The organism is Phenylobacterium sp. (genome assembly GCF_037968635.1).
GTDB lineage: Bacteria > Pseudomonadota > Alphaproteobacteria > Caulobacterales > Caulobacteraceae > Phenylobacterium.
In genome coordinates this window covers 13,410-38,052 of the sequence record NZ_JBBKVV010000044.1, presented here as the reverse complement: position 1 = coordinate 38,052, position 24,643 = coordinate 13,410, and the positions used below count along the sequence as shown (strand labels likewise).

Here is a 24,643-nt window from a genome sequence, read left to right as displayed (position 1 = left end):
GATGCTCGACCTCGATCCCGGCCCTTACGCCGCCTTCCTGTGGCCCGCCTACGGCCTCACGGCCCTGGTCTTCGCCTTGATGATCGTCGGCAGCCTCAACCACGCCCGGCGCTGGCGGAAGAAGGCCCAGGCCCTGTCGCAGCAGGGCCCCGAGGCGTGAGCCGTTGGCTGGCGGCCTTGCCGCTGATCGCGCTTGTGGCGCTGGCCCTGTTGTTCGGCCTCTTCGCCCTCAAGCATGACCCCCGGGTGGAACCTCAGGCCCTGGTCGGCAAACCCACCCCCGACCTCGTGCTGCCCAGCCTGGACGACGGCCGCCCGGTGCGCCTGCGCGACGCCGCGAAGGGCCCGGTGCTGGTGAACATCTTCGCCTCCTGGTGCGCGCCCTGCGAAATCGAACACCCGGCTCTGGTGGCGCTGAAGGCGCAGGGCGTCCCTCTGGTTGGCGTCGCCTACAAGGACGCGCCCGACAACACGAAGGCCTTCTTGAATCGCTTGGGGGACCCCTTCACGACCCGACTGGTGGACCGCGACGGACGGGCCGGCATCGAGCTCGGCGTCACCGGGGTGCCCGAAACCTATCTGGTGGGCGCTGACGGCCTGATCCTGGCCAAGCACACCGGGCCGCTGACGGAACAGGACGCCAAGGATCTCTGGGCCAAGGCCGCGCGTTAACCATACATTGACGCTGCACGCGCGATAGGTTGACGCGCATTAACCATAAGGCGGCCCCGTGGCGCTTCCGATCCGACCCGGCTTCCCGCAGGCCGCCGCCCCGATCCAGCGGGCTGACCCCGCCCGCAACGCCGGCCAGCGCGCCTTCTTCGAGGCCGCGCTCGGCGGCCAGCAGCAGGCCGCCGCGACCCAGGCCGCCGCCAACCCGATCACCCGGCCTCATCCGCTGGGCCGCATCCCGACGAACCTTCCCGTCGAACCGCCGGAGCGCCTGCTGCGCCCAGGCTCGCTGCTGGATATCAAGGTCTAGGGGATCAGGCCGCCTTCTTGGCCTTCTTGTCTTTCTTCGGCTTCTCGGCCTTCGGGGCCTTCTCGGGCTTGGGCGCCTTTTCGGGCTTCGACTTCTTCAGCTTGGCGGACTTTTCCGGCTTGGCCTTCTTGGGGGCCTTCTCCACCGGCGGCTGGGCCACGGCGTCGCCGGCGGCGATCAGATCGCGCAGGACGTTGACCAGGCCCTCGCGCTTTCCCGACGACAACAGCTTCAGCAGCCTGGCGTCGGCGGCGGCCATTTTCGGCTTGGCCGCCTCCAGCAGCTCGCGACCGGCCGGGGTCAGGCTGACGGCGTTGGCGCGGGCGTCGGCGGCGGAGCGCTGGCGCTCCAGCAGGCCCTTGGTGATCATGCGCGCGGCCATGTCGGCCAGGGTCGAGCGATCGATGCCGGTGATCCGGACCAGGTCGGTCTGAGTCAGCCCCTCCTGAGCCTCGACGGCGGCCAGCACCGCATACTGGCGCTGGGTCGGGCCACCGGCCTCGAAGGTCTCGGCATAGATGTCGAGGGAGAGCTGCAGCGCGCGATGCAGCAGGTGGCTGGGAGACTTGTCCAGGGCTGGAAGCCCGCCCGATTTCGCGCCTGACTTCGATTTCGCCATGAGGTCGTCCCCGCCCGTCCCGTTGGATCAGGCGGTCAAGCTATAGGCCGATCGCGTCGTTTTGACGACAGACGTCCGTGGACGGCCTATTCGACCGGAGGCACCGGTGGGATCTCTTCGACGTGGGCATATTTCATCATCAGCGGGACCTGTGAGAAGCCGAACAGCACGTGGATGATCGAGAGGCCCGGAAAGCGGAACAGCACCCAGGTGGCGTCAGGCTGGGTGCGCCAGATGAACTCGTTGAGGGCCGCCACGCAGAGGAAGAAGATTCCGTAGCGCCAGGAAAGCTTGCGCCAGCCCTCATCGGGCATCTGGAACGCCTTGCCCAGCAGGATCTTCAGCGGATTCTTGCGCAGCACCATGCCGCCGATCAGGAACAGCCCGAAGGCCACCGAGGTGACGGTCGGCTTGATCTTGATGAAGCGGTCGTCGTGGAAGAACAGGGTCAGGCAGCCGAAAAGCACCGCGATCAATCCCGCCACGAGGGGCATGGGAGCGATCCGCTTCTCCACGACATAGCCGACGATCAGGGCGATCGCCGCGCCGGCCACCATGCCCCAGGTCGCCTGGACCGTGTCGTGGGTGATGAAATAGGCGATGACGAAGCCCACCGGCCAACCGTAGTCGACGAACCCGGTGACGAACTTCTTGGCGCCAGGCGACAGGGTCATGCGTCCTCCAGACCGACGAGGGAACGGGCGAAGGCCCGGGCGTTGAAGGGCTGAAGATCCTCGATCCCCTCGCCCACGCCAATAAGCTTGATGGGGCTGTCCGAAGCCTGGGCCACAGGCACAAGCACCCCGCCGCGGGCGGTGCCGTCCAGCTTGGTCATGACGATGCCCGAGACGCCGATCTGGTTGCCGAAGATATTTTCCTGGGCCAGCGCATTGCGACCCACCGTGGCGTCGAGCACCAGCAGAGTCTCGTGCGGCGCCTCGGGGTCGATCTTCTTCACCACCCGGATGACCTTGAGCAGTTCGTCCATCAGGCCCTGCTTGTTCTGCAGCCGGCCCGCGGTGTCGATGAGGACCACGTCGTGGCCCTTCTCCTTGGCGCTGGCGATGGCGTCGAAGGCCAGGCCGGCGGCGTCTGAATTGGGCGGCCGGGACATGAAGTCGGCCCCCGCGCGCTCCGCCCAGACCTTGAGCTGCTCGACGGCCGCGGCGCGGAAGGTGTCGCCGGCCACCACCAGCACCTTGGCGCCCTTGGAGGTGAGGTCAGCGGCGATCTTGCCGAGCGTCGTGGTCTTGCCCGAGCCATTGACCCCGATGAAGAGGACCACATAGGGCTTGGGGCCGGACAGCGGATCGAAGGTCCCCTGGCGGCTCGCGAGCTCGTCGCCGATGGCCTCGGCCAGGGCCTCCTTGATTTCCAGCTCGTCGACGCTCTTGCCAAACTTGGCGTCGGAGAAGCGCTGGGTGATGCGGGCGGCCGAATGCGGGCCGAGATCGGCCTCGATCAGCATCTCTTCCAGTTCGTCGAGCTTGGCCTGGTCGAGCGGCGTCTTGGTGAAGGTCGCCGAAACCTGTTCCGTCAGCGCCTTGGACGACCGGGTGAGGCCGCCGGCGAGGCGCTGCAGCCAGCCCTTCTTGGGTTCAGTCATAGGCGGCTTCTAGCGGCTCAAGGGCGCGCGCGATAGAGGATGGGGCATGGACGCCCTCACCACCACCCTGGTCTGGCTAGACTATGCCGCCGTCGCCGTGTTCGGCGCCACCGGGGCCCTGGCCGCCGCACGGCGCAAGCACGACATCGTCACCTTCGGATTCTTCGCCGCGGTGACCGGGGTGGGCGGCGGCACGCTGCGCGACCTGCTGATCGGGGCTCCGGTCTTCTGGGTCCAGAAGCCCGCCTACATCCTGGCCTGCCTGGCCGCCGCCGTGGCCGTCTGGGTGTTCGGGACGGGAAACCGACGGATGCGGGTCCTGCTGTGGCTCGACGCCCTGGGGGTGGCCGCCTATTGCGTGGTGGGGGCCGCCAAGGCGGCCTCGCTGGGCGTCGCCCCCTTTTCAGCGGTGGTGATGGGGACGCTGACGGCCTGTGTCGGCGGGATGATCCGCGACGTCCTGGCCAACGAGCCTTCGATCCTGATGCGGCGCGAGATCTACGTCTCCGCCGCCGTGGTGGGGGCCGGGGTGTTCATCATCCTGCAGCTGCTCGGCGTACCCGGCTTGCCGGCGGGTCTGGCCGGGTTCTGCATCGCCTTCGCCATCCGCGGCGGGGCGATCCTCAAGGGCTGGGCCCTGCCGAGCTTCCCCGGTCGCGGGCCGCCTGGAGACTAGTACTTTAAGCGGCCAGACGGCGATCACGCCGGATGCTGAAGATCAACACACCGACGAGAATGGCCAGCAGGACGAGGGTCGAGCCCAGGGTGCCGATCCCCAGCCCGCCCTTTTCCGGCGCCTTGGTCAGCAGATCGCCCATGGTGGCGCCGAAGGGACGGGTCAGGACGAAGGCGATCCAGAACAGCACCGTCGGCGAGATCTTCGTGAACCGCCAGCCGACGATGGTGAGCGCGATGCCCCCGGCGATCAGCAGATTACTGAGGCCGTAGCCAAGGCCCGAGCTGTCGGCGAGATAGTCGCCAAGCGCCGTACCCAGGGTGTTGGAGACCAGGATGGCGGCCCAGTAGAAGCTTTCGGCCTTCGGGTCGCGGATATGATCCGCGGCGATCGACCCCAGGGCCACGCGCCAGATGAGCAGGACGGCCGCGAGCAGGCTGACCAGGATGGTCGCCCCCATCGCGTAGCCGAGTCCCAGGGTGCGGTCCATGTAGTCGGACATCGTCGTGCCCGCCGTGCTGGTGGCCAGGATCACCGCCCAATAGAGAAACGGGTGGAAGCGTTTGGCCCGCAGCTGGAAAACCAGCACCACAAGGAAGAAGCCTACCAGGATCAGGGTGCTGACCAGGTAGCCGACGTTCAGGGTCATGGAGAGCAGGTCGCCGCCGGTCTCGCCCGCCGTGGTGGCGCAGATCTTCATGATCCAGAAGGCGAAGGTGACGTGGGCGACCTTGCTGGCGAGGTCCCTGGGGTCTTGTGTCACGACGCGTCTCCTTGGCGGCCTTCCAGGGACGCTCTAGGTTTGCGGCGGCCACAAGGCGGTGTCGTGGTCCGGGTGCTGGTAGCTGACCAGGGCGGCGTAGAACTCCGCCATCTTCGACGCCTGTTCCGGCGGCCGCTCTGGCAGACGCGGCAGGTCATTCACGTAGGGTAGTAGGGATTCCATCCCCACCTGCAGGGCCGGTACGATCTCGGCGGCGCGGTCGAAGGCGCCAATGGCGATGTTGATCGTCCACTTCGGCGACTCAAACGACAGCTGCGTGCCGCAGTCGCCGCAGAAGCCGCGCTTGATCAGGTTGGAGCTCTGGAAGTACTTCGGCGCGCCTCGCGTCCACGCGAACCCGTTGGCGTCGACATAGGGGCCGTAGAAGCCGCCGAAGGCCTTCTGGCACATTCGGCAATGGCAGATGCTGGCGCGGCCGAGACTCTGCGCGTGGAAGCGCACTGCGCCGCATTGGCAACCGCCCGACCACCCGCTCATTCCGCCGCCTCCAGAACCGCCACCTCGCCCAACGCGCGGGTCCCGTCGTGGCCGGTGATCCGCACGGGGACGATGGCCCCCACGGCGGCCTCGCCAACATAGGCGATCTCGGTGAAGTCCTCGGCCCGAGCCACGCCGTCGCGTTCCACCAGGCCGGTGATGACCCGGCCGACCTGGCGCTGCAGATGACGCTCCAGGGCCCGTTGGCCGGCGGCGCGCAAGCGCGCGGCGCGGTCCTTGATCACCGGGCGCTGCAGTTGCGGCATGCGGGCGGCTGGCGTGCCGGGGCGCGGGCTGAACGGGAAGACGTGCAGGAAGGCGAGCTCGCCGTCCTCGACGAGGCGCACGGTGTTCTCGAACATCGCCTCCGTCTCCGTCGGGAAGCCGGCGATGAAGTCGGCGCCGAAGGCCACGTCGGGCCGCACGGCCCGTACATCGGCGATCAGCTTGAGGGCGTCGGCGCGGCTGTGGCGGCGCTTCATCCGCTTGAGGATCATGTCGTCGCCGGCCTGCAGCGACAGGTGCAGATAGGGCATGAGGCGCGGGTCCTCCGCCAGGCAGCGCATCAAATCAGGATCGATCTCGGCGGCGTCGATGGAGGAGAGCCGCAGGCGCGGCAGCTCCGGAACCAGCTTCAGGATGCGGGCCACCAGTTGGCCCAGCGTCGGCTGACCCGGCAGGTCCGAACCCCAGCTGGTGATGTCCACGCCGGTGAGCACCACCTCGAGATAGCCCTGGGCCGTCAGCTTGCGGACCTGCTCCACCACCTCGCCGGCCGCCGCCGAGCGGGAATTGCCGCGGCCGAAGGGGATGATGCAGAAGGTGCAGCGGTGGTCGCAGCCGTTTTGGACCTCGACATAGGCGCGCGCCCGGTCCTTCAGCCCGTCGATCAGATGGCCGGCGGTCTCGCGCACGCTCATGATGTCGTTGACCCGCACCCGGCCTTCCGGGGCGGTGGCGGCATAGGCGCCGGCGGCGGCTTTCTCCGCATTGCCCAGCACCAGGTCCACCTCGGCCATGGCGGCGAAGGCGGCGGGGTCGATCTGGGCCGCGCAGCCGGTGACGATCAGCTTGGCGTCGGGACGTTCGCGGCGGGCCTTGCGGATCGCCTGGCGCGCCTGCCGCACCGCCTCGCCGGTCACCGCGCAGGTGTTGAAGACGATGGCGTTGGAGAGCCCGTCCTCGGCGGCGCGCGCGCGGATGACCTCGCTCTCATAGGCGTTGAGGCGGCAGCCGAAGGTGACGATGTCGACCTGGTCGCTCATGGCAGGACCCCGGTGAATTCGAGTTCCAGGCCGCCGGTCATGATCACGTGGCCGTCGCTCTCGCGCCACTCGATCACCAGGTCGCCGCCGTCCAGCTCCAGGGTCGCCTTGCGGTCGGTGAGGCCGCGACGGCTGGCCGCCACCAAGGCCGCGCAAGCGCCGGTGCCGCAGGCCTTGGTGAGACCCGCGCCGCGCTCCCAGACCTTCAGACGGATGTGGTCGCGGGCCTTGATCTGGGCGAAGCCGACATTGACGCCCTCCGGGAACAGCCGGTGATGCTCGATCATCGGGCCGACCTCGCGCACCGGCGCGGTCTCGGCGTCCTCGACGAAGAACACCACGTGGGGATTGCCCATGGAGACGCAGCCGGGCGTGTGCAGCAGAGGGGCGTCGATGGGGCCGACCTGGAGCTCGACGCCCCGGGTGTCCATCTCTTCCTCCAGGGGAATCTGGGTCCAGTCGAGGCCGGGGACGCCCATGTCGACGCTGATGCGCTTCTCGCCGGCCCGGCGCGCGGTGAGGATTCCCGCCTGGGTCTCGAAGCTTGCCTCGTCCTTGCCCGACGCCTCCATCAGCAGCCAGCCCACGCAACGGCTGGCGTTGCCGCAGGCGCCCACCTCCTCGCCGTCGGCGTTCCAGAAACGGACGGCGGCGTCCGCGCGCGTCGACGGATCAATGGAGACCAGCTGGTCGCAGCCGATCCCACGCTCGCGGTCGGCGATCGCGCGCACGTCTTCCGCGCTCGGCGCGAAGGTCGCGGATCGGGCCTCGACGACGACGAAGTCGTTGCCGAGCCCGTTCATCTTCAGGAACGGACGGCTCATGGTGGCGGCTATATAGGCGAGAAATCCCCGCCGATCACCTTTGGCGAGACAGGACCTGCCGCCGGGTCCTAGATTTGGCCCATGAAACTGCTTTTGACGGCGCTGACCGGCGCCCTGCTGCTGGCTCCCATGGCGCATGCCCAGACCCCCGTCGACCCCTTCAGCTGGCTGGAGGAGGTGGACGGGCCCAAGGCCCTGACCTGGGTCGAGGGCCAGAACGCCAAGTCGGCCAAGCGGCTGGAGACCGATCCCCGCTACGCGACGTTCCTGGCCGAGGCCCGCGCCATCTTCACCGCCAAGGACCGTATCCCCTGGCCCACCTTCCGGGCCGGCGGGGTGGACAACCTCTGGCAGGACGGCGCCCACATCCATGGTGTCTGGCGCCACGCGACGCTGGCCTCCTATCGCAGGGCGGAGCCCGCCTGGGAGACGCTGCTGGACCTCGACGCGCTGTCCAAGGCCGAGGGTAAAAACTGGATCTGGAAGGGCGCGACCTGTCTGAAGCCCGCCGAGACCCTCTGCCTGGTGCAGCTTTCCGACGGCGGCGGCGACGCCGTGGAGGTGCGCGAGTTCGATACCGCCAAGAAAGCCTTCGTGACGGGGGGCTTCCGCTTCTCCCAGGGCAAGCAGAACGTGGCCTGGATCAGCCCCGACACCCTGGTCGTCAGCCGCATCTGGACCCCCGGCGACGAGACGCCCTCGGGCTACGCCTACATCGTGCGGACCGTGACCCGTGATGGCGTGGCCCGCGAACTCTATCGCGGCCGGAAGAGCGATGTCGGGGTCACCCCCATCGTCCTGCGCGGGGCGGGCGGCAAGGCCGACGGGCTGCTGGCGCGGCGCGGCCTGACCTTCTTCGAGAACGAATTCGTCCTGCTGGATGACGGCAGGACCCTGTCGGTTCCCCTGCCGCAGAAGGCGGAGTATCAGGCCTATGTCGACGGCCAGGCGATCTTCCAGCTCAAGGAGGCCTGGGGCGGATACGGCGCCGGCGCCCTGATCGCCTATGACCTGAAGGCGCTCAAGGCCGGAACCGCCAAGCCGGTTCTGATCTTCCAGCCCGGCCCGCGCCAGACGATCACCGAGGTCGACGACACCCACGGCCGGCTGGTGGTGACCCTGCTGGACGAGGTGAAGGGCGCGATCGACGCCTATGATCTGAAAGACGGCAAGTGGACCGCCACGCGGCTGGCCCTGCCCAAGGACGCCACCTTCACGGTGCGCTCGGTCTCGGGCGACGACGACCGACTGTTCGTGGCCGCCGAGGGTTTCCTCGACCCCACCAGCCTGTGGCTGGCCGACGCGGCCACCGGCAAGGCCGAACAGGTGAAGGCCCTGCCCGCCCGCTTCAAAGCCTCGGCCCATGAAGTGAAGCAGTACTGGGCGACCTCCACCGACGGGGCGAAGATTCCCTATTTCGTGGTGTTGCCGAAGACCGCGAAGCTGGACGGCTCCCTGCCCACCATCATGTACGGCTATGGCGGCTTCGAAGTGTCCAAGCCGCCGATCTATCTGCCGGAGATGGGCAAGATCTGGCTGGAGCGGGGCGGCGCCTATGTGATCGCCAATATCCGCGGCGGCGGCGAGTTCGGCCCCGCCTGGCACGACAGCGTGCTGCGGGAGAAGCGCCAGCTGTCCTTCGACGACTTCGCGGCCGTGGCGCAGGACCTGGCGGCCCGCAAGATCACTTCGGCCCGCAGACTCGGCATCTATGGCCGTTCCAACGGCGGAGTGCTGACCACGGTCTCCATGACCCAGCACCCGGAGCTGTGGAACGCCATCGTGGTGGAGAGCCCGCTGATCGACATGCTGCGCTATCACAAGCTGTCGGCGGGGGCCTCGTGGATCGGGGAGTATGGCGATCCCGACGTTCCGGCCGACCGGGCCTTCATCGCCAGGTACTCGGCCTATCAGAACCTCAAGCCCGGCGTGAAATATCCCGAGCCCTACATCACCACCAACACCCGCGACGACCGGGTCCACCCCGGCCATGCGCGCAAGTTCGCCGCCCGGCTGGAGGCCATGGGCGTCCCCTACCTCTATTACGAGCAGACCTTCGGCGGTCACGCCAACGACGCCGATCCCGAGCTGAACGCCCGCCGCTGGGCCCGGCACTATGTTTACCTGGCCCAGAAGCTGATGGACTGACGATGCTGGAGATCACGTCCCTCCGGCCCGAAGACCCGCCGCTTATCGCGCAGGCCTTCACCGACATCGGCTGGGACAAGCCGGAGGCGCAGTACGTCCGTTATCTGGATGAACAGACCGCCGACGACCGGCCGGTGCTGGTGGCGCGGGTGGACGGGACCTTCGCGGGCTATCTGACCGTGGTCTGGGTCTCGCAGTACCCCCCTTTCCGGGAGGCGGGGATTCCGGAAATCCAGGACTTCAACGTCCTGCCGCAACACCGCCGCCGGGGGATCGGCGCCGCCCTGATGGACGCCGCCGAGGCTCTGATCGCCACCCGCGGCAGGATCGCCGGCATCGGGGTCGGGCTCTATCCCGACTACGGTCCAGCCCAGCGCCTCTATGTGTTGAGAGGCTACCTGCCGGATGGCCGCGGCATCGCCTGGAACGGCATGAACGTCACGCCGATGCAGCAGGTCACGGTCGACGACGACCTGGCGCTCTACTTCACGCGGGACCTGGGTTCAGGCGCCGGGCGAAGGTCTTAGCTTGGTCGCGTGACAGGCGCCGAAACCGGCGTCCACTTTCGGCTGTCACGCTTCCCTAGATCCGCTCGATCTTCGAGGCGGCCTCGTCGATAGCCGCGGCGATGGCGTCCACCTGCTCCTCGGTCACGCCGCCGCGCTGCATGCGCAGCCGCAGCGCAGTGCTGAGGTTCTGCATGGCGCGCTGCAGCTTGGGCCGGGCGCCGGAGGAGTGTTCAGCGGCCTCGTCCAGGCGGGCGAAGATGGCGTCCACAGCCGTGCGGTTGGCCTCGAGGGCCTCCTTGCCGGCGGCCGTGGCTTCATAGGCCTTGCGTCCGCCTTCGGCGGCGATCGGAACCACGAAGCTCTCGTCTTCCAGAAGGGAGAGTGTGGGGTAGATGACGCCGGGCGAGGGCCGATAGGCGCCGCCGGTGCGGTCTTCCAGTTCGCGCATGACCTCGTAGCCATGGCGGGGTTTCTCGGCCAGCAGGGCCAGGACCAGGAACCGCAGGTCCCCGTGTTCCAGCAGCCGCCCGATACGGCCGCCGCGTTCTCCGCGCCCGCCATGGCCGCGAAGGTGCTCGCGCAAGTGTCCGCCGAAGCCATGGCGGCTGCGATGTTCGTGTTTGTGAGCGAAGTGTCTGTGCATATTCGATCCTATTTAGTCATATCGATATTGCAGATATATCTAACCCGGATCGGAATTCAATAGAGATATATCGAAATAGATCGCCTTCCACGAGCCGGGGCGGGTGCGACCCGCCCCGGACGATCAGGCGTTGGCGATGGCGGTCTCGATGTCGCCGACGGCGTGGCCGGTCAGGTCCTTGGCCAGCTCGCCCAGCAGCTTGGCCTGCAGGGCCTTGTGGTAGTGCCGACGAAGCTCGCCCAGGGTCTTGGGCGCCGCGATGATGAACAGGTTGTCGATCTTGCCGCCAAGCACCTGAGTATTGAGCCAGGCGGCGGTGGAGGCCGCGAATCCGTCCTCGATCTGGGTGCTGTCATCGGGATTGCCGGCGCTGGATTGGTGATGGCTTCCGCCGCTCCCGTCCACGAGCGCCAGTTCGGCCGCCGGCTGGAGGCTCAGCTTGGGGTTAAGTTCGTCGCCGCCATTGCGGTAGATGTGGAAGGTGGCGCCGTCAGCGACCGCGACAGTCGCGCCCTTGGGAAGTTGCATATCTTGCTCCGGTAAAAGGAAGGTCCTCTCCGGAACGTCTGACACCGCCGATCGGTCCCGCCATGATCTGCCTCAAGCCGAAGGTCACGCCTCGCGAAGCGTTTCGGCGAGCAGGCGGCCCTCCGCGCCTCGGCTGGAGCCGGAGCGCCAGGCCACCACGATCTCGCGGCTAGGATGGTCGGCCTGCAAGTGGCGCACGGCGACGTGGGCCGCCGAGGTCAGGCCCGCCTCCACCGCCATGGCCGGCAGGTAGGTGACCCCCAGGCCCGACCCCACCATCTGCACAAGGGTCGGCAGGGAGGTGGCGGCGAAGGCCTCCTCATCGCCGGTGGCCTTCGGCGGCTTCAGACCACAGGCCGACAGCACATGGTCGCGCAGGCAGTGGCCGTCCTCCAGCAGGATGAGATCCTCGCCCTCCATGGCCGAGGGCGGGAACTCCAGCCGGTTGGCCAGGGGGTGGTCGGCCGGAATCGCGGCCAGCAGTTCATCGTCCGAGACATGGGCGTGGGCCAGGCCCTGCATCTCGAAGGGCAGGGCGATCAGGGCGGCGTCAAGCTGACCGGCCTTGAGCGCCGCGATCAGGCGCTGGGTCAGGTCCTCGCGCAGGTAGAGCTTCAGCATTGGGAACCGCGACCTCAGCAGAGGCAGGGCCTTGGGCAGCAGGAAGGGCGCGATGGTGGGAATGACGCCGAGGCGGAAGCGGCCGGTCAGCGGCTGGCTGGCGTTCTTGGCCGCCTGCATCAGTTCCTCGGCTTCGTTGAGGATGGTGTTGGCGCGACTGAGCGCCGCCTCCCCCACCGCCGTGAGGATCACGCCGGAGCGGGCGCGGTCCACCACCGGGGCGCCCAGCGTGCGCTCCAGTTCCTGAATTCCCGCCGAGAGGGTGGGCTGGGTGACGTGGGCGGCCTCGGCGGCCTTCCCGAACGCCCCCTGCTCGGCGAGGAGCTTCAGGTACTGCAGCTGGCGGATGGTCGGGAGCATGCGGCCACCATGGGCTCAGTCTATGGAAAACCCAACGGGGATTGAAATCACCGTCAGGCCGCCACGGCCTCCGTCGCTTCGGTGGGCAGGCGGATGAGGTAGTCGAAGGCTGACAGCGCGGCCTTGGCCCCGTCGCCGGCGGCGATCACGATCTGCTTGAAGGGCGTGGTGGTGGCGTCGCCGGCCGCGAACACGCCCGGGACCGAGGTCGCGCCGTGACCGTCCACCTCGATCTCGCCGCGCGGGGATAGCGCCATGGCGCCCTCCAGCCACTCGGTGTTGGGAACCAGGCCGATCTGCACGAAAATCCCCTCGAGTTCGACCGCATGCAGGCCCTCGGTTGCGCGGTCGCGATAGACCAGGCCGCTGACCTTGGCCCCGTCGCCCAGCACCTCCGTCGTGAGGGCGGAGGTGATGATCGTCACGTTGCGCAGGCTGGCCAGCTTGCGTTGCAGGACGGCGTCGGCCCGCAGCTGGCTGTCGTATTCGATCAGGGTGACGTGGGCGACGATGCCGGCCAGGTCGATGGCCGCCTCGACGCCGGAGTTGCCGCCGCCGATCACCGCCACGCGCTTGCCCTTGAACAACGGCCCGTCGCAGTGCGGGCAATAGGCCACGCCCTGATTGCGATACTGTTCCTCGCCGGGCACCCCCATCTGCCGCCAGCGGGCGCCGGGAGCCAGGATCAGGGTCTTGGCCCTGAGCACCGCACCGTTCTCCAGCACGATCTCGTTGAGGTCGCCGGGTGCGCGGGCCGGGATCAGCTTTTCCGCCTTCTGCAGGTTCATCACATCGACGGCGTAGTCGCCGACGTGCTGCTCCAGGCCGGAAACGAACTTCGGGCCTTCGGTGCGGGGCACGGAGATGAAGTTCTCGATAGCCATGGTGTCCAGCACCTGGCCCCCGAAACGCTCGGCCGCGAGACCCGTGACGATGCCCTTGCGGGCGGCATAGACCGCCGCGGCCGCGCCGGCCGGGCCACCGCCCACCACCAGCACGTCGAAGACGCCCTTGGCGGCGATCTTCTCGGCGTCGCGGGCCGCGGCCCCGGTGTCCAGCTTGGCCAGAATCTGCTCCAGGCTCATGCGGCCCTGGTCGAAGGCCTCGCCGTTCACCAGCACGGTGGGCACGGCCATGATCTTGCGGGCCTCCACCTCGTCCTGGAACAGGCCGCCGTCGATGGCGGTGTGACGGATGCGCGGGTTCAGTACGCTCATCAGGTTGAGCGCCTGCACCACGTCGGGGCAGTTCTGGCAGGTGAGCGAGAAATAGGTCTCGAAGGTGAGGTCGGCGTCGAGCGCCTTCACCTGCTCGATGACCTGCGCCTCCACGCGCGGCGGGTGGCCTCCGGCCTGCAGCAGGGCCAGCACCAGCGAAGTGAACTCGTGGCCCATCGGGAGCCCCGCGAAGGTCACGCGAGCCTCGGAGCCCTCGGCGCCCACCGTGAAGGAGGGCTTGCGGGCGTCGGTCCCGTCCTCACGCACAATGACCTTGTCGGACGCGTCAGCGATCTCGGCCAGCAGGGCCTTGAGCTCCGCCGACTTCCCCGAGGTGTCGAGGCTGGCGACCAGGGCCACGGGATGGCGCAGGTTTTCCAGATAGGTCTTGAGCTGAGACTTCAGGCCTTGGTCCAACATGACGGACTCCGGTAGGGGACGCGGGAATGTGGGGAGGGGCGCGACCGCCGCTCCCAAGAGCGGCGGTCGCGCGGGCAGGCTTTAGATCTTGCCGACGAGGTCCAGGGACGGGGCCAGGGTGGCTTCGCCTTCCTGCCACTTGGCGGGGCAGACCTCGCCGGGGTGCGAGGCGACGTACTGGGCGGCCTTGACCTTGCGCAGCAGTTCCAAGGCGTCACGGCCGATGCCGCCGGCCGTGATCTCGACGATCTGGATCTTGCCGTCGGGGTCCACCACGAAGGTGCCGCGGTCGGCGAGGCCGGCCTCTTCGATCATCACATCGAAATTGCGGCAGATCGCGCCGGTAGGATCGCCGACCATGAAATAGTCGATCTTCTTCACGGCTTCGGAAGTGTCGTGCCAGGCCTTGTGGGCGAAGTGGGTGTCGGTGGAGACGCTGTAGATCTCGACGCCCAGCTTCTTGAACTCGACGTAGTTGTCGGCCAGGTCCTCGAGCTCGGTGGGGCAGACGAAGGTGAAATCGGCCGGGTAGAAGAACACCACCGACCACTTGCCCTTCAGATCGGCTTCGCTGACGGAGACGAACTTGCCCTTCTTCAGGGCTTCGGCTTTGAACGGCTTAACTTCGGTATTGATGAGAGACACGCGAGCTCCTTGGTTCGGAATGGAGCTGGGGTTCTATATGGCGCTGCAACATTGGGGAAATTGATTATATAAGTTCTGTTGATAGATTTTATCTATCAAAACATCCCTGGCGAGTGGTTCGCGTTTCCTTGCGGAACAAGGGATTTTGGCAGCGGAACCCGTCGGCGCCACACTTTGCTGCCAAAACAACAGCTTGGCTGTATCGACCGCAGCGCAGCAGAGGCAGGGCGGCGACGCGTCAGTCAGGCTTGCCGGTCTCGATCTGCTTCTTCAGGCGGCCGACCTGTTCGCCGATCACCCCGTCCACCGGCTTCGCCCACTGCTCCGCCAGCCCACCCTTGGCGTAGCCACCGACGTCGTAGGTGACGGTGAGCACCGTGGTGGCGGGGTCGGCGCCGGGGGTGAAGGTGAAGGCCAGGTGGCCGCTGGCGCCGGTGAACTGCAGCGGCCCCAGCGCGCCCGAGAGCCGCACGGCGTCAGCCCCGGCATAGACCACGGTCATGTGGCGGACGAAGCCGTCCTTCAGCGTCTCGCAGAAGCAGCCGCTCGCCAAGTCGATGGAGAGGTTCTTCGCATCCCCCGACCAGCTGTGGGCGGAGTTCCACCACGCGGCCGGCCGCAGGGCGGCGGCGCGCACCTTTGCCGGCGGGCCGGCGATGGTGACGACATGGCGAACCTCGAAGCCCTGGGCGGATTGGTCGACCACCTCGGCGCGCGCGGCGCCGGCTAGAGACAGGGCGGCCAGGGCCGCCAGCACGGTCTTCATTGAGAACCCTCGCTTAAGCTTGCTCGAAGCTTAGCGGAGCCCCCCAGAAAGTCTCCACCAAGGTGTTCTGGGCGCCGGCCTGGCCGGTGGTGAGGAAGACACGGCGGCCCGTGTCGCCGGAGGTGTATTCCGGGTGCTTGGCCAGATAGGCCTCCAGCGCGTCGGCGGTGGCGTTGGGCTGGTGGATCAGCGGCGTGCCGGGCTTCAGCGCCGCGCGGAACATGTCAGCCACGATCTCGTAGTGAGTGCATCCGAGGATGGCGCGGTCGGGGGCGCGGCCGATGCGGGTGCTGATGGCTCTGACGTGGCCCTCCACAACCGTGGCCAGCTCCACAGCCCCCGCGCCGGTCTCGATCATGCGGGCCAGGTCCGGGCAGGGCTCGGAGAACACCGCCACATCCTGGCGGCGCTTGTCGATCTCGATCTCGTAGACCCGCGAGCGGGCGGTGGCGGGCGTGGCGAACACCGCCAGCACGTCCAGTTTCTCCACCTTGTCCCCGCGGCGGTCAGCCTCGTGCTCCCAGGGCAGGCCCGTAGCCGCCTCGATGGTAGGCACGATGATGCCGAGCACATTCACCGAGCGCTGTTTTTCTTTGCGATAGCCGGGCAGCCAGGTCTGCTGCAGGCGCCGCAGAGCGACGCCTGAGGCGGTGTTGCAGGCCAGGACCACCAGGTCGCAGCCCCGGTCGAACAGGGCCTCGCAGCCTGCGCGGGTGAGATCGACGATCTCTTCCCCCTCGCGGCCCCCGTAGGGCGTATTGGCCTGATCGGCGAGGTAGATGAGGTCGGCCTGCGGAAAGCGGTCCACCAGGTGACGATGCACCGTCAGCCCGCCCACCCCGGAATCGAAAACGCCAATCGCCATGGGTCGCGCTTAGCCTTCCGGGACGGCAGCGTCCAGCATGGTCTCGGGCGGACAAGTTCACTGAACATGGTTACTCACTATTGACATTAATGTCAGGCTGACATAACTGTCATTCCCAATTGGCCAGCCTCCCCCGCCTGGCTTGACCCTTCTTCCCGAGATCAACTCCACGTCATGGCTATACCCCTCTCCGCGCGTCCCGGACTTCCCAAGGACGATCCCGAGTCCACCTGGATCGTCGGTGTCGAGGTCGACCTGGCCACGGCGCTCGCCCTGGCGCGCGCGTCGACCAAGGCGATGCTGGAACTGTCCCCCCTGGCCCACCGAGAGATCAGCTCGGCCCTGGCCCACGAGATCGACGTTCTGGAGGCCCAGCGCGACCCGCTTTCGGTGGCGGCGGCCCAGGCCCTCAAGCAGTACCTGCCGGAGGCCGCCTGACCCCCCGACGTCCTATGCGGGTCAATCATGAAGCCCGCGCAGCAACGGCCGAAAGCCGTCGCGCGCAAACCCGCGCGCGCCTGATCGAGGCGGCGATGACCGTGATCGCCGACAAGGGCCCGGAGGCCTCGTCCATCGAGGACTTCGTGGCCGCCGCCGGCGTTTCGCGGGGCACCTTCTACAACTACTTCCCCACCTTCGAAGACCTGCTCCACGCCCTCAACACCGAAATCTCCGAGGCCCTGGACAAGACCCTGGGCCCCGCCCGGTCGGGGATCGACGACCCTGCCGTCCTGCTGGCCACGGTCACCCACCGGATCTTCGCAGCCTATACCCTCGATCCCGTCCGCGGCTGGCTGGCCCTGAAGATCGAGTCGACGACGATCCCGCGCCAGGCCGTGTTCGAGGCCCGCTTCGACGCCGTCTACAAATCCGCCGTGGCCACTGGGCGGTTCCGCCCCTGTGATGTCGCGGCCGCTCGCAACCTGGCCTTCGGCGCGTTCCGCATGGGCCAGCGGGACATGGTCCTGGGGGCGGTCGGACCCGATCACGCCGTGGACCTGGTATCCCTGATCCTGATCGCCTTCGGGTTGACCCCCGACGAGAGCCTGAAAATCAGCCGCGAAGCCTTCAGCGCCGCCAGAGAGTCGACCCCGGCGGGTCAATAGCCGGCAAGATTACGCGCCTGTCATGTGACGGCCTGTTACATCCTGCCTAAGGTCGCCTTTCCTTGAGCCATTTTCCGGAGTCTCCATGCATCGGCGCACGTTTCTCGCCACGTCCAGCGCCCTGGCCGCCTCGACCCTGGTTCCTGCCGTGAGCCTCGCCGCCGACGCCGGCCTCCTTTCCGCGCCCTGGACCGGGCCCTATGGCGGGGTCCCGCCCTTCGACAAGGTCCAGGTCGCCGACTTCGCCCCTGCCGTCGAGGCGGCGATGGCGCAGGAACTGGCGGAGGTCGAGGCCATCGCGGCCAATGCCGCGCCGCCCACCTTCGCCAACACCATCGAGGCCCTGGAGCGCACCGGCGGCGCGAAGAACCGGGTCGACACTCTGACCGGCATCTGGAGCGGCACGCTGTCGACCCCGGAAATGCGGGCGGTGGACAAGGAGCTGGCGCCCAAGGCCGCGGCCCATGGCGACAAGATCCTGCAGAACGCCCCGCTCTTCAAACGTATCGAGGCCGTCTACGAGGCCCGCGAGAGCTCAGGCCTGACGCCCGAGCAGCAGCGCCTGACCTGGCTCTACTGGAACCGCTTCGTGCGCGCCGGCGCCCGCCTTACCCCCGAAGCCAAGGCCCGGGTCGGGGCGATCAATCAGGAATTGGCGCAGAACTTCACCGCCTTCAGCCAGAACCTGCTGGCCGACGAGACCGACTACGTCCTCTACCTGCGCACCGAGAGCGAGCTGAAGGGCCTGCCCGAGGATGTGCGCGCCGCCGCGGCCGGCGCCGCCGAGGAACGCGGCCACAAGGGCGAGTTCGCTGTCCTCAACACCCGCTCCTCCATCGATCCGTTCCTGACCTACTCGACGCGACGGGACCTGCGCGAAAAAGTCTGGCGCACCTTCTATAGCCGCGGCGACAACGGCGACGCTCACGACAACAACGCCATCATCAAGACGATCCTCAAGCTGCGGGTCGAGCGAGCCAGGCTGTTGGGCTATCCGACCCACGCCCATTGGCGACTGGACAACGCCATGGCCAAGACGCCGGAGAACGCCATGGCCCTGATGATGCGGGTCTGGCCCTCGGCCATCGCCCGCGTCCGCCAGGAGGTGGCCGAGATGCAGGCGATCGCCGACAAGGAAAAGGCCGGGGTGAAGATCGAGCCCTGGGACTACCGCTTCTACGCCGAGAAGGTCCGGGCCGACCGCTACAACCTCGATATGAACGAGGTGAAGGCCTACCTGCAGCTCGACAAGCTGCGCGAGGGCATGTTCTGGGCCTCGGGCCAGATCTACGGCTTTACCTATCACCCGGTGACCGACCTGCCCGTGGCCCATCCCGACATCAAGGTCTGGGAGGTGAAGGCCGCCGACGGGAGCCATGTCGGACTCTGGTACTTCGATCCCTATGCGCGTCAGGGCAAGCGCTCGGGCGCCTGGATGAACGCCTACCGGCGTCAGGAGAAGTTCCGCGGCAAGATCACCACGATCGTCTCCAACAACTCCAACTTCGTGAAGGGCGCCCCCGGCGAGCCGGTGCTGATCAGCTGGGACGACGCCACCACCCTGTTCCACGAGTTCGGCCACGCCCTGCACGGCCTGAACTCCGACGTGAACTATCCCTCCCTCGCGGGCACCGCCGTGGCGCGGGACTATGTGGAGTTTCCCAGCCAGGTGAACGAGGAGTGGCTGGCGACGCCGGAGGTGCTGAACCGCTTCGCCCTGCACCACCAGACCGGCAAACCGATCCCCGCGGCCCTGGTGGCCAAGATCGAGAAGGCCCACACTTTCCGCCAGGGCTTCGAGGTGACCGAGTACCTGTCCTCGGCCTTGATCGACATGAAACTGCACCTGGCTGGCAACGCCGACATCGACCCGGACGCCTTCGAGCGCGAGGAGCTGAAGAAGCTGGACATGCCCCGCGAGCTGCCGATGCGCCACCGCACGCCGCAGTTCCAGCACGTCTTCGCCAGCGACGGCTATTCGGCCGGCTACTACAGCTACCTCTGGTCGGAAGTCCTGGCCCACGACGCCTACGGCGCCTTTACCGAGGCCGGGGGCCCCTATGACAAGGCCGTCGCCAAGCGCCTGCACGACAAGGTCATGAGCATCGGCAACACGGTCGATCCAGCGCAGGCCTATCGCGACTTCCGCGGCCGCGATCCGGACGTGAAGGCCTATCTCCGCGACAAGGGATTCCCGACGGCCTGAGACGGACCGCCGCCGGAGGCCCCGGCTTCCTTGACCTTTCGGCCCCGCGAGCGCATAAGCGCGCCCTTCCGGCGCAGAGCAATCGCGCCCTCTACCGCTACGGCCCCCAGGTCTTATCTGGGACGAGAGCGGCGAGGCCCCCCGTCGACGTGATCGTCCACGGGGGTCGATTGCGTTTGGGCCACAGGGTGAATTGATGTTCGACGCGCTAACTGATCGGCTGTCATCCGTCTTCGACCGGCTTTCCGGTCGCGGCGTGCTGTCCGAGAAGGACATCGACGAGGCGCTGCGCGAGGTCCGCGTCGCCCTGCTCGAGGCCGACGTCGCCCTGCCCGTCGTCCGCGAGTTCATCGCCAAGGCCAAGGAAAAAGCCGCCGGCCAGGACGTGATCCGCTCGATCCGTCCCGCCGACCAGGTGGTGAAGATCACCTATGACGGCCTGGTGGAGATGCTGGGCGGCGAGGGCGGCGCCGAGGGGCTGAACATCAGCCTCAACCCGCCCACCGTGATCCTGATGGCCGGCCTGCAGGGCTCGGGCAAGACCACCACGGCGGCCAAGCTGGGCCTCAAGCTCGGCAAGGACCGCAAGAAGGTCCTGCTGGCCTCGCTGGACACCCGCCGACCCGCCGCCATGGAGCAGCTGGCGACCCTGGCCGTCGCGGCCGGCGTCGACTCCCTGCCCATCGTGGCCGGCCAGAGCGCGCCCGACATCGCCCGGCGCGCCATGAGCGCCGCCAAGCTGCAGGGCTACGATATCCTCATCCTCGACACCGCCGGGCGCACGACGCTCGACGAGGCGATGATGAGCGAGGCCGCCGAGATCGCGCGGATCGCCAACCCGTCGGAAACCCTGCTGGTGGCCGACAGCCTCACCGGCCAGGACGCGGTCCGCACCGCCAAGGCCTTCCACGAGCGCCTGCCGCTCACCGGCCTGGTGCTGACCCGAGCCGACGGCGACGGCCGAGGCGGCGCGGCGCTCTCCATGCGCGCGGTCACCGGCCTGCCCATCAAGTTCCTGGGCGTCTCGGAAAAGATCGATGGCCTGGACGTCTTCGACGCCGCTCGCGTGGCCGGCCGGATCCTGGGCCAGGGGGACGTCGTCGCCCTGGTGGAGAAGGCCAGCGCCGACCTGGACGTCGCCAAGGCCGAGGCCATGGCCAAGAAGCTGGCCAAGGGCCAGTTCGACCTGGACATGATGGCCGACCAGTTCGCCCAGATGAAGAAGATGGGCGGCATGGAGGGGCTGATGGGCTTCCTCCCCGGCGTCCAGAAGATGAAGAAGCAGATCGCCGAAGCCAACATCTCCGATAAGGCGCTGGACCGGCAGGCGGCGATCATCTCCTCGATGACCAAGCTGGAGCGCAAGAAGCCCGACATTCTGGCCGCCTCGCGCAAGCGCCGCATCGCCAAGGGCGCCGGCGTCGATGTCTCCGAGGTCAACCGTCTGCTCAAGCAGCACCGCCAGATGGCCGACGCCTTCAAGATGATGAGCAAGGACGGCGGCAAGGGCTTTGCCCGCATGGCCGGCATGATGGGCGGCGGCGGCGCGGCGGACCGGCTGAAGTCGATGGGCGGCGGCAAGCTGGCCGCGCCCGATCAGAACCAACTCGAAGAGCTCGGCAAGATGGCCGCGGGCGGGGGCAAGCTGCCCGGCCTCGGCGACGGGCTCCCCAAACTTCCCGGCCTAGGCGGCGGCCTGCCCCCCGGCTTCAATCCCTTCAAGAAATCCTAGAGATAACAAGGACTAAACTATGCTGAAGATCCGTCTCGCCCGTGGCGGCGCCAAGAAGCGCCCCTACTACTCCATCGTCGTCGCCGACAGCCATTCGCCCCGCGATGGCCGCTTCATCGAGAAGGTGGGCACCTACAACCCGCTGCTGAAGCGTGACGACCCGACCCGCGTCACCCTGAAGCTGGAAAGCATTCAGGCCTGGATCGCCAAGGGCGCCCAGCCCACCGACCGCGTCGCGCGTTTCCTGGCCCAGGCCGGCGTCGTGAAGTGGGAACACGGCAACAACCCCAACAAGGGCAAGCCCCACAAGAAGGCCGTTGAGCGTACGGAAGAGCGCGCCCAGCGCGACGCCGCCGCCGCCGCCGCCCTGGAAGAAGCCAAGAACGCCCCGGCGCCCGCGCCGGAACCCGAACCTGCTCCGGTTGAAGAAGCTGCCGCTGAAGCTCCCGCTGCTGAAGAGGCGCCTGCCGCCGAAGCTGCTCCGGCCGCTGAAGAAGCCCCAGCCGCCGCCGAGGAAGCCGCTGTCGAACCGGCCGCCGAGGCCGCCGACGACGCGACCCCGGAACAAGCCTAAGCCTTGCGACGGAGGCGGTAAGTCCCATGGCTGACCGCCTCCTCCAGGTCGCCCGCGTCGCCGGAGCCTTCGGCGTGCGCGGGGAGATCCGCATCACCACCTTCACCGAGGACCCGCTGGCGCTCGCCGCCTACAGGGTCCTGACCCGCGAGGACGGCTCAGCCGGCCTGACCATCACCACGGCGCGGGCGGTGAAGGGGGCTGTGATCGCCAGGGCCGCCGGCATCGACACCCGCGACCAGGCCGAGGCCCTGCGCGGCCTCAAGCTGTTCATCGCCCGCGAGGCCCTGCCCGCGCCCGACGAGGACGAATTCTATCATGCCGACCTGATCGGCCTTTCCATCGAGACCGCCGAGGGCGAGCCCATGGGCAAGGTCAAGACGGTCCAGGATTTCGGGGCCGGCGACCTCATCGAGGTCCAGCCCCCCATGGGCGCCAGCTGGTGGCTGCCCTTCACTCGCGAGGCGGTGCCGCAGGTGCGCATCGCCGACGGCAAGCTGATCGCCGTTCGCCCCACCGAGATCGAAGGCGACGCGACCGATGAAGCGGAAGAAGGCTCGTAACCCCTCCTCCGCTAACGCAAGGTGTCGCACCTCGTTTGACAACTCAGCTCCCGGCCTTCGCCGGGATGAGCGGGTCTTTGTCTACCCGAACCGCTTGTTGAAGCTGGGCAGGCCTTCCGACAGCGGCGTCAGGGGATCGGACGCCCCATCCTTCAGATAGGCCGCCGTGGCCCGCGCCAGCGTCCCGTAGGCGGCCGCGAACAGGCCGCCGCCCGAGGACAGCCGCCGGACACCCGCCGCCTGCAGCTTGGCGGCGTTGGGCAGGCCGCCGCGCGCCATGGCGTTGAGCGGCAGGGCGATCTCGCGCGCCAGGGCCGTCAGTAGGGCCTCGTCGGTGGGGCCGGGCACGAAGATGCCGTCAGCGCCGGCGGCGGCGTAGGTCTTGGACCGCGCCAGCACCTCGGCCAGGGCGGCGTCGCCGGCGGCCAGGCCCTTCAGATAGACGTCGGTGCGGGCGTTGATGAACAGGGCGACGCCGGCCTGGTCGGCGGTCCTGCGGGTCGCCTCGATCTTGCGGGCGTGCAGGGTCGCGTCGCGGCGGCCATCCTCCAGGTTCACCCCCACGGCGCCCGCGCCCACCACCGCCTTGATGGTCTCGGCCAGTTCCGTCAGGTCGTCGGTGTAGCCACCCTCGATATCGGCCGTCAGCGGGACCTTCAGGACGCGGCTGATCTCGGCGATGGCGGTCAGCAGCAGCGGCACGGGGAAGAAATCCCCATCGGCATAGCCGTGGGCCCAGGCGACGGCGGCGCTGGAGGTGGCCACGGCCTTGGCCCCGGCGTCCTCCATGATGGCGGCGCTGGCCGCGTCCCAGGCGTTGGGCAGGACCAGGATGTCGGGACCGGCGTGCAGGGCTTTGAAAGCGGCGGCTTGGCTCATGGGAATCTCCTCCTATCGTCCGGACGATATAGGAAGCGTCACCGTGACATGCTCGCGGATATCGGACTCTGACAGCGGCCGAAGCTTAGTGCCCGTGCGGCCCTTCATAGACGCCCGGCGCCAGGCGCTCATCCTCGGGGCCTTCGGTCCCGGCGGCCAGCACGAAGCGGCGATCGCAATAGGGGCACTCGACGAAAGTCGCCTCACCCATCTCCAGCCAGACCCGGGGATGGCCCAGGGCTCCGCCGACGCCGTCACAGGCGACGCGGCCGGTCCGCACCACCACAACCTCGGGCGCGGGCAGGTTGGCGGCCAGGGCCGGCTTGGCGGGCATCGGTTCGACGTGGGCGCCCTGGTTAGGGACGGGAACGGCTTTACGGGCCATATGCAAACTCTCCGGCGGCGGGCCTTGGAGATACGCCCACGCGGGCCTAGGTATGCGACCATAGCTTTACGCGTCAATCGCGCCTGTTTTCGAAAAGTCCGGCATGACCCTTCCCGACTACGCCATCGAGGCCAAGGGCCTGGTGAAGACCTATCCCGCCACCAAGACGACAAGTGAGATGCAGGCCCTGAAGGGGATCGACCTGGTCATCCCGCGCGGCTCGATCTTTGGCTTGCTGGGACCCAATGGCGCCGGGAAGTCGACCTTCATCAACATCCTGGCGGGGCTCTGCAAGAAGACCTCCGGCACGGTGTCCATCTGGGGACGGGATATCGACGAGCGGCCCCGCGACGCACGCGCCGCCATCGGGGTGGTGCCGCAGGAGATCGCCGCCGACCCCTTCTTCACCCCGCGTGAGAGCCTGGAGGTCCAGGCCGGCATGTACGGCGTGCCCGCCAGCGAGCGCCGGACCATGGAGCTGCTCAATGCGCTCGGCCTCGGCGACAAGGCCAACGCCTATGTCCGCCAGCTGTCTGGGGGCATGAAGCGCCGGCTGATGGTGGCCAAGGCCATGACCCACAATCCGCCGGTGCTGATCCTCGACGAACCCACTGCGGGCGTGGACGTCGAACTGCGCAAGCAACTCTGGGCCTATGTGGTGGAGCTGAACCGCAAGGGCGTGACCATCGTGCTCACCACCCACTACCTGGAAGAAGCCCAGGAGCTGTGCGACCAGATCGCCATTGTCAACCGCGGTCAGGTGGTGGCCTGCGAGCCCACCGGGACCCTGCTGGCCCGCATGGACATGCGCCACGTCGTGGTGACGCCGGAGGAGCCGGTGACCGCGGCCCCCAGCCTGCCGGGCTTCGACACAAAGCTGCGCGCCGCCGGGGCCTTCGCCGTCTCCTACCGCACCGGCCAGTCCAGCGTGGAGCAGGTGCTGGCCGCCGTGCGCGCCACGGGCCTGCACATCAAGGATATCGCCACCGAGGACCCGGACCTGGAGGACGTTTTCGTGTCCCTCACCTCCGCCCCTGCCCCCATCGACGCCTGAGCCTTTCGTTCCGCGCGGCTTTCCGCTAGAAGCGCGTTTCGTCAAACGCACCCGTAGCTCAGCTGGATAGAGCGTTGCCCTCCGAAGGCAAAGGTCACACGTTCGAATCGTGTCGGGTGCGCCACTCTTTTCAGCACCCTAGTGAATCCTCTCCCGCACCTCAGAGGCAGGAGGGGGCCCTCCAAGACT

General features: G+C 67.9%; 29 protein-coding genes and 1 tRNA gene. 14 read left to right on the top strand and 16 right to left on the bottom strand.

Features of this window, described 5'->3' with window-relative positions; translation table 11 throughout:
* Window position 1 precedes the first annotated feature (1 nt).
* From ccmD to AAC997_RS04710, 3 genes are read left to right on the top strand one after another with little or no spacing between them, the layout of a single operon-like run.
* Window positions 2–160: a heme exporter protein CcmD gene (gene ccmD, locus AAC997_RS04720; RefSeq protein ID WP_340644533.1), complete on the top strand. Its 159-nt coding sequence runs from the start codon at window positions 2–4 to the stop codon at window positions 158–160.
* Window positions 157–672: a DsbE family thiol:disulfide interchange protein gene (locus AAC997_RS04715; RefSeq protein WP_340644532.1), complete on the top strand. Its 516-nt coding sequence runs from the start codon at window positions 157–159 to the stop codon at window positions 670–672. Before ccmD ends, AAC997_RS04715 begins: the two co-directional genes overlap by 4 nt.
* A gap of 58 nt (window positions 673–730) precedes the next feature.
* Window positions 731–982 carry a hypothetical protein gene (locus AAC997_RS04710; RefSeq protein ID WP_340644531.1) on the top strand — a complete coding sequence of 84 codons (252 nt, stop codon included), beginning with the start codon at window positions 731–733 and terminating at the stop codon, window positions 980–982.
* A 4-nt stretch (window positions 983–986) separates the two neighbouring features.
* Here AAC997_RS04710 and AAC997_RS04705 read toward each other — a convergent pair whose 3' ends face one another.
* The 3 genes from AAC997_RS04705 to ftsY form a co-directional block, all read right to left on the bottom strand.
* A complete protein-coding gene (locus tag AAC997_RS04705) occupies window positions 987–1,601 on the bottom strand; it encodes a MarR family winged helix-turn-helix transcriptional regulator (protein WP_340644530.1) in 615 nt (204 codons plus the stop codon).
* A gap of 86 nt (window positions 1,602–1,687) precedes the next feature.
* Window positions 1,688–2,275: an inner membrane-spanning protein YciB gene (locus AAC997_RS04700; protein WP_340644529.1), complete on the bottom strand. Its 588-nt coding sequence runs from the start codon at window positions 2,273–2,275 to the stop codon at window positions 1,688–1,690.
* On the bottom strand, window positions 2,272–3,207 hold the full coding sequence (gene ftsY, locus AAC997_RS04695; protein WP_340644528.1) for a signal recognition particle-docking protein FtsY: 936 nt from the start codon (window positions 3,205–3,207) through the stop codon (window positions 2,272–2,274). The genes AAC997_RS04700 and ftsY overlap by 4 nt, the downstream gene beginning before the upstream one ends.
* Before the next feature lie 46 nt (window positions 3,208–3,253).
* Here ftsY and AAC997_RS04690 point away from each other — a divergent pair, with 46 nt between their 5' ends.
* Complete coding sequence (locus AAC997_RS04690) at window positions 3,254–3,883, top strand: trimeric intracellular cation channel family protein (RefSeq protein ID WP_340644527.1); 630 nt, start codon at window positions 3,254–3,256, stop codon at window positions 3,881–3,883.
* Between the two features lie 4 nt (window positions 3,884–3,887).
* Here the strand turns inward: AAC997_RS04690 and AAC997_RS04685 are convergent, their stop codons facing one another.
* From AAC997_RS04685 to dapF, 4 genes are read right to left on the bottom strand one after another with little or no spacing between them, the layout of a single operon-like run.
* On the bottom strand, window positions 3,888–4,646 hold the full coding sequence (locus AAC997_RS04685) for a hypothetical protein (RefSeq protein WP_340644526.1): 759 nt from the start codon (window positions 4,644–4,646) through the stop codon (window positions 3,888–3,890).
* Window positions 4,647–4,679: 33 nt separating this feature from the next.
* Complete coding sequence (locus AAC997_RS04680; protein WP_340644525.1) at window positions 4,680–5,144, bottom strand: GFA family protein; 465 nt, start codon at window positions 5,142–5,144, stop codon at window positions 4,680–4,682.
* Window positions 5,141–6,409, bottom strand: coding sequence for a tRNA (N(6)-L-threonylcarbamoyladenosine(37)-C(2))-methylthiotransferase MtaB (mtaB, locus tag AAC997_RS04675; RefSeq protein ID WP_340644524.1), 1,269 nt, complete (start codon window positions 6,407–6,409; stop codon window positions 5,141–5,143). The genes AAC997_RS04680 and mtaB overlap by 4 nt, the downstream gene beginning before the upstream one ends.
* Window positions 6,406–7,233, bottom strand: coding sequence for a diaminopimelate epimerase (gene dapF / locus AAC997_RS04670; RefSeq protein WP_340644523.1), 828 nt, complete (start codon window positions 7,231–7,233; stop codon window positions 6,406–6,408). The genes mtaB and dapF overlap by 4 nt, the downstream gene beginning before the upstream one ends.
* Before the next feature lie 81 nt (window positions 7,234–7,314).
* Between dapF and AAC997_RS04665 the strand changes: the two genes are divergently transcribed.
* Both AAC997_RS04665 and AAC997_RS04660 read left to right on the top strand, forming a co-directional pair.
* On the top strand, window positions 7,315–9,381 hold the full coding sequence (locus AAC997_RS04665; RefSeq protein WP_340644522.1) for a prolyl oligopeptidase family serine peptidase: 2,067 nt from the start codon (window positions 7,315–7,317) through the stop codon (window positions 9,379–9,381).
* Between the two features lie 2 nt (window positions 9,382–9,383).
* Entirely contained in the window at window positions 9,384–9,908 is a 525-nt protein-coding gene (locus AAC997_RS04660; protein ID WP_340644521.1) for a GNAT family N-acetyltransferase, read from the top strand.
* 55 nt (window positions 9,909–9,963) lie between these two features.
* On the opposite strand, the gene AAC997_RS04655 is transcribed toward AAC997_RS04660, so the two are convergent.
* The 7 genes from AAC997_RS04655 to AAC997_RS04625 all read right to left on the bottom strand — a co-directional run bounded on the left by AAC997_RS04655 (window position 9,964) and on the right by AAC997_RS04625 (window position 15,955).
* Window positions 9,964–10,533, bottom strand: a complete 570-nt coding sequence (locus AAC997_RS04655) for a PadR family transcriptional regulator (RefSeq protein WP_340644520.1) — start codon at window positions 10,531–10,533, stop codon at window positions 9,964–9,966.
* A 123-nt stretch (window positions 10,534–10,656) separates the two neighbouring features.
* Window positions 10,657–11,061 (bottom strand): host attachment protein, encoded by a 405-nt coding sequence (locus AAC997_RS04650; RefSeq protein ID WP_340644519.1) that lies wholly within the window; start codon window positions 11,059–11,061, stop codon window positions 10,657–10,659.
* 84 nt (window positions 11,062–11,145) lie between these two features.
* The gene (locus tag AAC997_RS04645; RefSeq protein WP_340644518.1) at window positions 11,146–12,042 is read right to left on the bottom strand and encodes a LysR substrate-binding domain-containing protein; all 897 of its coding nucleotides are present in this window, start codon (window positions 12,040–12,042) and stop codon (window positions 11,146–11,148) included.
* Between the two features lie 53 nt (window positions 12,043–12,095).
* Window positions 12,096–13,679 carry an alkyl hydroperoxide reductase subunit F gene (gene ahpF / locus AAC997_RS04640; protein ID WP_340644517.1) on the bottom strand — a complete coding sequence of 528 codons (1,584 nt, stop codon included), beginning with the start codon at window positions 13,677–13,679 and terminating at the stop codon, window positions 12,096–12,098.
* An 81-nt stretch (window positions 13,680–13,760) separates the two neighbouring features.
* Window positions 13,761–14,324, bottom strand: coding sequence for an alkyl hydroperoxide reductase subunit C (gene ahpC / locus AAC997_RS04635; protein ID WP_340644516.1), 564 nt, complete (start codon window positions 14,322–14,324; stop codon window positions 13,761–13,763).
* Between the two features lie 238 nt (window positions 14,325–14,562).
* On the bottom strand, window positions 14,563–15,090 hold the full coding sequence (locus AAC997_RS04630) for an SRPBCC family protein (protein ID WP_340644515.1): 528 nt from the start codon (window positions 15,088–15,090) through the stop codon (window positions 14,563–14,565).
* 13 nt (window positions 15,091–15,103) lie between these two features.
* A complete protein-coding gene (locus tag AAC997_RS04625; RefSeq protein WP_340644514.1) occupies window positions 15,104–15,955 on the bottom strand; it encodes an aspartate/glutamate racemase family protein in 852 nt (283 codons plus the stop codon).
* Between the two features lie 174 nt (window positions 15,956–16,129).
* On the opposite strand from AAC997_RS04625, the gene AAC997_RS04620 reads away from it, so the two are divergent.
* From AAC997_RS04620 to rimM, 6 genes are all read left to right on the top strand, one after another.
* Window positions 16,130–16,393, top strand: a complete 264-nt coding sequence (locus AAC997_RS04620) for a hypothetical protein (protein ID WP_340644513.1) — start codon at window positions 16,130–16,132, stop codon at window positions 16,391–16,393.
* Between the two features lie 14 nt (window positions 16,394–16,407).
* Complete coding sequence (locus tag AAC997_RS04615) at window positions 16,408–17,061, top strand: TetR/AcrR family transcriptional regulator (RefSeq protein WP_340644512.1); 654 nt, start codon at window positions 16,408–16,410, stop codon at window positions 17,059–17,061.
* An 85-nt stretch (window positions 17,062–17,146) separates the two neighbouring features.
* Window positions 17,147–19,267, top strand: coding sequence for a M3 family metallopeptidase (locus AAC997_RS04610; protein WP_340644511.1), 2,121 nt, complete (start codon window positions 17,147–17,149; stop codon window positions 19,265–19,267).
* A 196-nt stretch (window positions 19,268–19,463) separates the two neighbouring features.
* A complete protein-coding gene (gene ffh / locus AAC997_RS04605) occupies window positions 19,464–20,999 on the top strand; it encodes a signal recognition particle protein (RefSeq protein ID WP_340644510.1) in 1,536 nt (511 codons plus the stop codon).
* Between the two features lie 19 nt (window positions 21,000–21,018).
* Complete coding sequence (gene rpsP, locus AAC997_RS04600) at window positions 21,019–21,573, top strand: 30S ribosomal protein S16 (RefSeq protein WP_340644509.1); 555 nt, start codon at window positions 21,019–21,021, stop codon at window positions 21,571–21,573.
* Window positions 21,574–21,599: 26 nt separating this feature from the next.
* Window positions 21,600–22,136 (top strand): ribosome maturation factor RimM, encoded by a 537-nt coding sequence (rimM, locus tag AAC997_RS04595; protein WP_340644508.1) that lies wholly within the window; start codon window positions 21,600–21,602, stop codon window positions 22,134–22,136.
* An 81-nt stretch (window positions 22,137–22,217) separates the two neighbouring features.
* Here rimM and AAC997_RS04590 read toward each other — a convergent pair whose 3' ends face one another.
* Both AAC997_RS04590 and AAC997_RS04585 read right to left on the bottom strand, forming a co-directional pair.
* Window positions 22,218–23,015: an isocitrate lyase/phosphoenolpyruvate mutase family protein gene (locus tag AAC997_RS04590; protein WP_340644507.1), complete on the bottom strand. Its 798-nt coding sequence runs from the start codon at window positions 23,013–23,015 to the stop codon at window positions 22,218–22,220.
* An 85-nt stretch (window positions 23,016–23,100) separates the two neighbouring features.
* Window positions 23,101–23,349 (bottom strand): zinc-finger domain-containing protein, encoded by a 249-nt coding sequence (locus tag AAC997_RS04585; RefSeq protein ID WP_340644578.1) that lies wholly within the window; start codon window positions 23,347–23,349, stop codon window positions 23,101–23,103.
* A 154-nt stretch (window positions 23,350–23,503) separates the two neighbouring features.
* Here AAC997_RS04585 and AAC997_RS04580 point away from each other — a divergent pair, with 154 nt between their 5' ends.
* Both AAC997_RS04580 and AAC997_RS04575 read left to right on the top strand, forming a co-directional pair.
* Window positions 23,504–24,454, top strand: coding sequence for an ABC transporter ATP-binding protein (locus AAC997_RS04580; protein WP_340644506.1), 951 nt, complete (start codon window positions 23,504–23,506; stop codon window positions 24,452–24,454).
* A gap of 47 nt (window positions 24,455–24,501) precedes the next feature.
* A tRNA-Arg gene (locus AAC997_RS04575) sits at window positions 24,502–24,578 on the top strand.
* Window positions 24,579–24,643: the final 65 nt, after the last annotated feature.

What these genes read in the sequence shown, in the direction of transcription:
- ccmD (WP_340644533.1), top strand. Translation starts at nt 2, where the DNA reads ATGCTCGACCTCGATCCCGGCCCTTACGCCGCCTTCCTGTGGCCCGCC.
- AAC997_RS04705 (WP_340644530.1), bottom strand. Translation starts at nt 1,601, where the DNA reads ATGGCGAAATCGAAGTCAGGCGCGAAATCGGGCGGGCTTCCAGCCCTG.
- AAC997_RS04700 (WP_340644529.1), bottom strand. Translation starts at nt 2,275, where the DNA reads ATGACCCTGTCGCCTGGCGCCAAGAAGTTCGTCACCGGGTTCGTCGAC.
- ftsY (WP_340644528.1), bottom strand. Translation starts at nt 3,207, where the DNA reads ATGACTGAACCCAAGAAGGGCTGGCTGCAGCGCCTCGCCGGCGGCCTC.
- AAC997_RS04690 (WP_340644527.1), top strand. Translation starts at nt 3,254, where the DNA reads ATGGACGCCCTCACCACCACCCTGGTCTGGCTAGACTATGCCGCCGTC.
- AAC997_RS04680 (WP_340644525.1), bottom strand. Translation starts at nt 5,144, where the DNA reads ATGAGCGGGTGGTCGGGCGGTTGCCAATGCGGCGCAGTGCGCTTCCAC.
- mtaB (WP_340644524.1), bottom strand. Translation starts at nt 6,409, where the DNA reads ATGAGCGACCAGGTCGACATCGTCACCTTCGGCTGCCGCCTCAACGCC.
- dapF (WP_340644523.1), bottom strand. Translation starts at nt 7,233, where the DNA reads ATGAGCCGTCCGTTCCTGAAGATGAACGGGCTCGGCAACGACTTCGTC.
- AAC997_RS04665 (WP_340644522.1), top strand. Translation starts at nt 7,315, where the DNA reads ATGAAACTGCTTTTGACGGCGCTGACCGGCGCCCTGCTGCTGGCTCCC.
- AAC997_RS04660 (WP_340644521.1), top strand. Translation starts at nt 9,384, where the DNA reads ATGCTGGAGATCACGTCCCTCCGGCCCGAAGACCCGCCGCTTATCGCG.
- AAC997_RS04655 (WP_340644520.1), bottom strand. Translation starts at nt 10,533, where the DNA reads ATGCACAGACACTTCGCTCACAAACACGAACATCGCAGCCGCCATGGC.
- AAC997_RS04650 (WP_340644519.1), bottom strand. Translation starts at nt 11,061, where the DNA reads ATGCAACTTCCCAAGGGCGCGACTGTCGCGGTCGCTGACGGCGCCACC.
- AAC997_RS04645 (WP_340644518.1), bottom strand. Translation starts at nt 12,042, where the DNA reads ATGCTCCCGACCATCCGCCAGCTGCAGTACCTGAAGCTCCTCGCCGAG.
- ahpF (WP_340644517.1), bottom strand. Translation starts at nt 13,679, where the DNA reads ATGTTGGACCAAGGCCTGAAGTCTCAGCTCAAGACCTATCTGGAAAAC.
- AAC997_RS04630 (WP_340644515.1), bottom strand. Translation starts at nt 15,090, where the DNA reads ATGAAGACCGTGCTGGCGGCCCTGGCCGCCCTGTCTCTAGCCGGCGCC.
- AAC997_RS04625 (WP_340644514.1), bottom strand. Translation starts at nt 15,955, where the DNA reads ATGGCGATTGGCGTTTTCGATTCCGGGGTGGGCGGGCTGACGGTGCAT.
- AAC997_RS04620 (WP_340644513.1), top strand. Translation starts at nt 16,130, where the DNA reads ATGGCTATACCCCTCTCCGCGCGTCCCGGACTTCCCAAGGACGATCCC.
- AAC997_RS04615 (WP_340644512.1), top strand. Translation starts at nt 16,408, where the DNA reads ATGCGGGTCAATCATGAAGCCCGCGCAGCAACGGCCGAAAGCCGTCGC.
- AAC997_RS04610 (WP_340644511.1), top strand. Translation starts at nt 17,147, where the DNA reads ATGCATCGGCGCACGTTTCTCGCCACGTCCAGCGCCCTGGCCGCCTCG.
- ffh (WP_340644510.1), top strand. Translation starts at nt 19,464, where the DNA reads ATGTTCGACGCGCTAACTGATCGGCTGTCATCCGTCTTCGACCGGCTT.
- rpsP (WP_340644509.1), top strand. Translation starts at nt 21,019, where the DNA reads ATGCTGAAGATCCGTCTCGCCCGTGGCGGCGCCAAGAAGCGCCCCTAC.
- rimM (WP_340644508.1), top strand. Translation starts at nt 21,600, where the DNA reads ATGGCTGACCGCCTCCTCCAGGTCGCCCGCGTCGCCGGAGCCTTCGGC.
- AAC997_RS04590 (WP_340644507.1), bottom strand. Translation starts at nt 23,015, where the DNA reads ATGAGCCAAGCCGCCGCTTTCAAAGCCCTGCACGCCGGTCCCGACATC.
- AAC997_RS04585 (WP_340644578.1), bottom strand. Translation starts at nt 23,349, where the DNA reads ATGCCCGCCAAGCCGGCCCTGGCCGCCAACCTGCCCGCGCCCGAGGTT.
- AAC997_RS04580 (WP_340644506.1), top strand. Translation starts at nt 23,504, where the DNA reads ATGACCCTTCCCGACTACGCCATCGAGGCCAAGGGCCTGGTGAAGACC.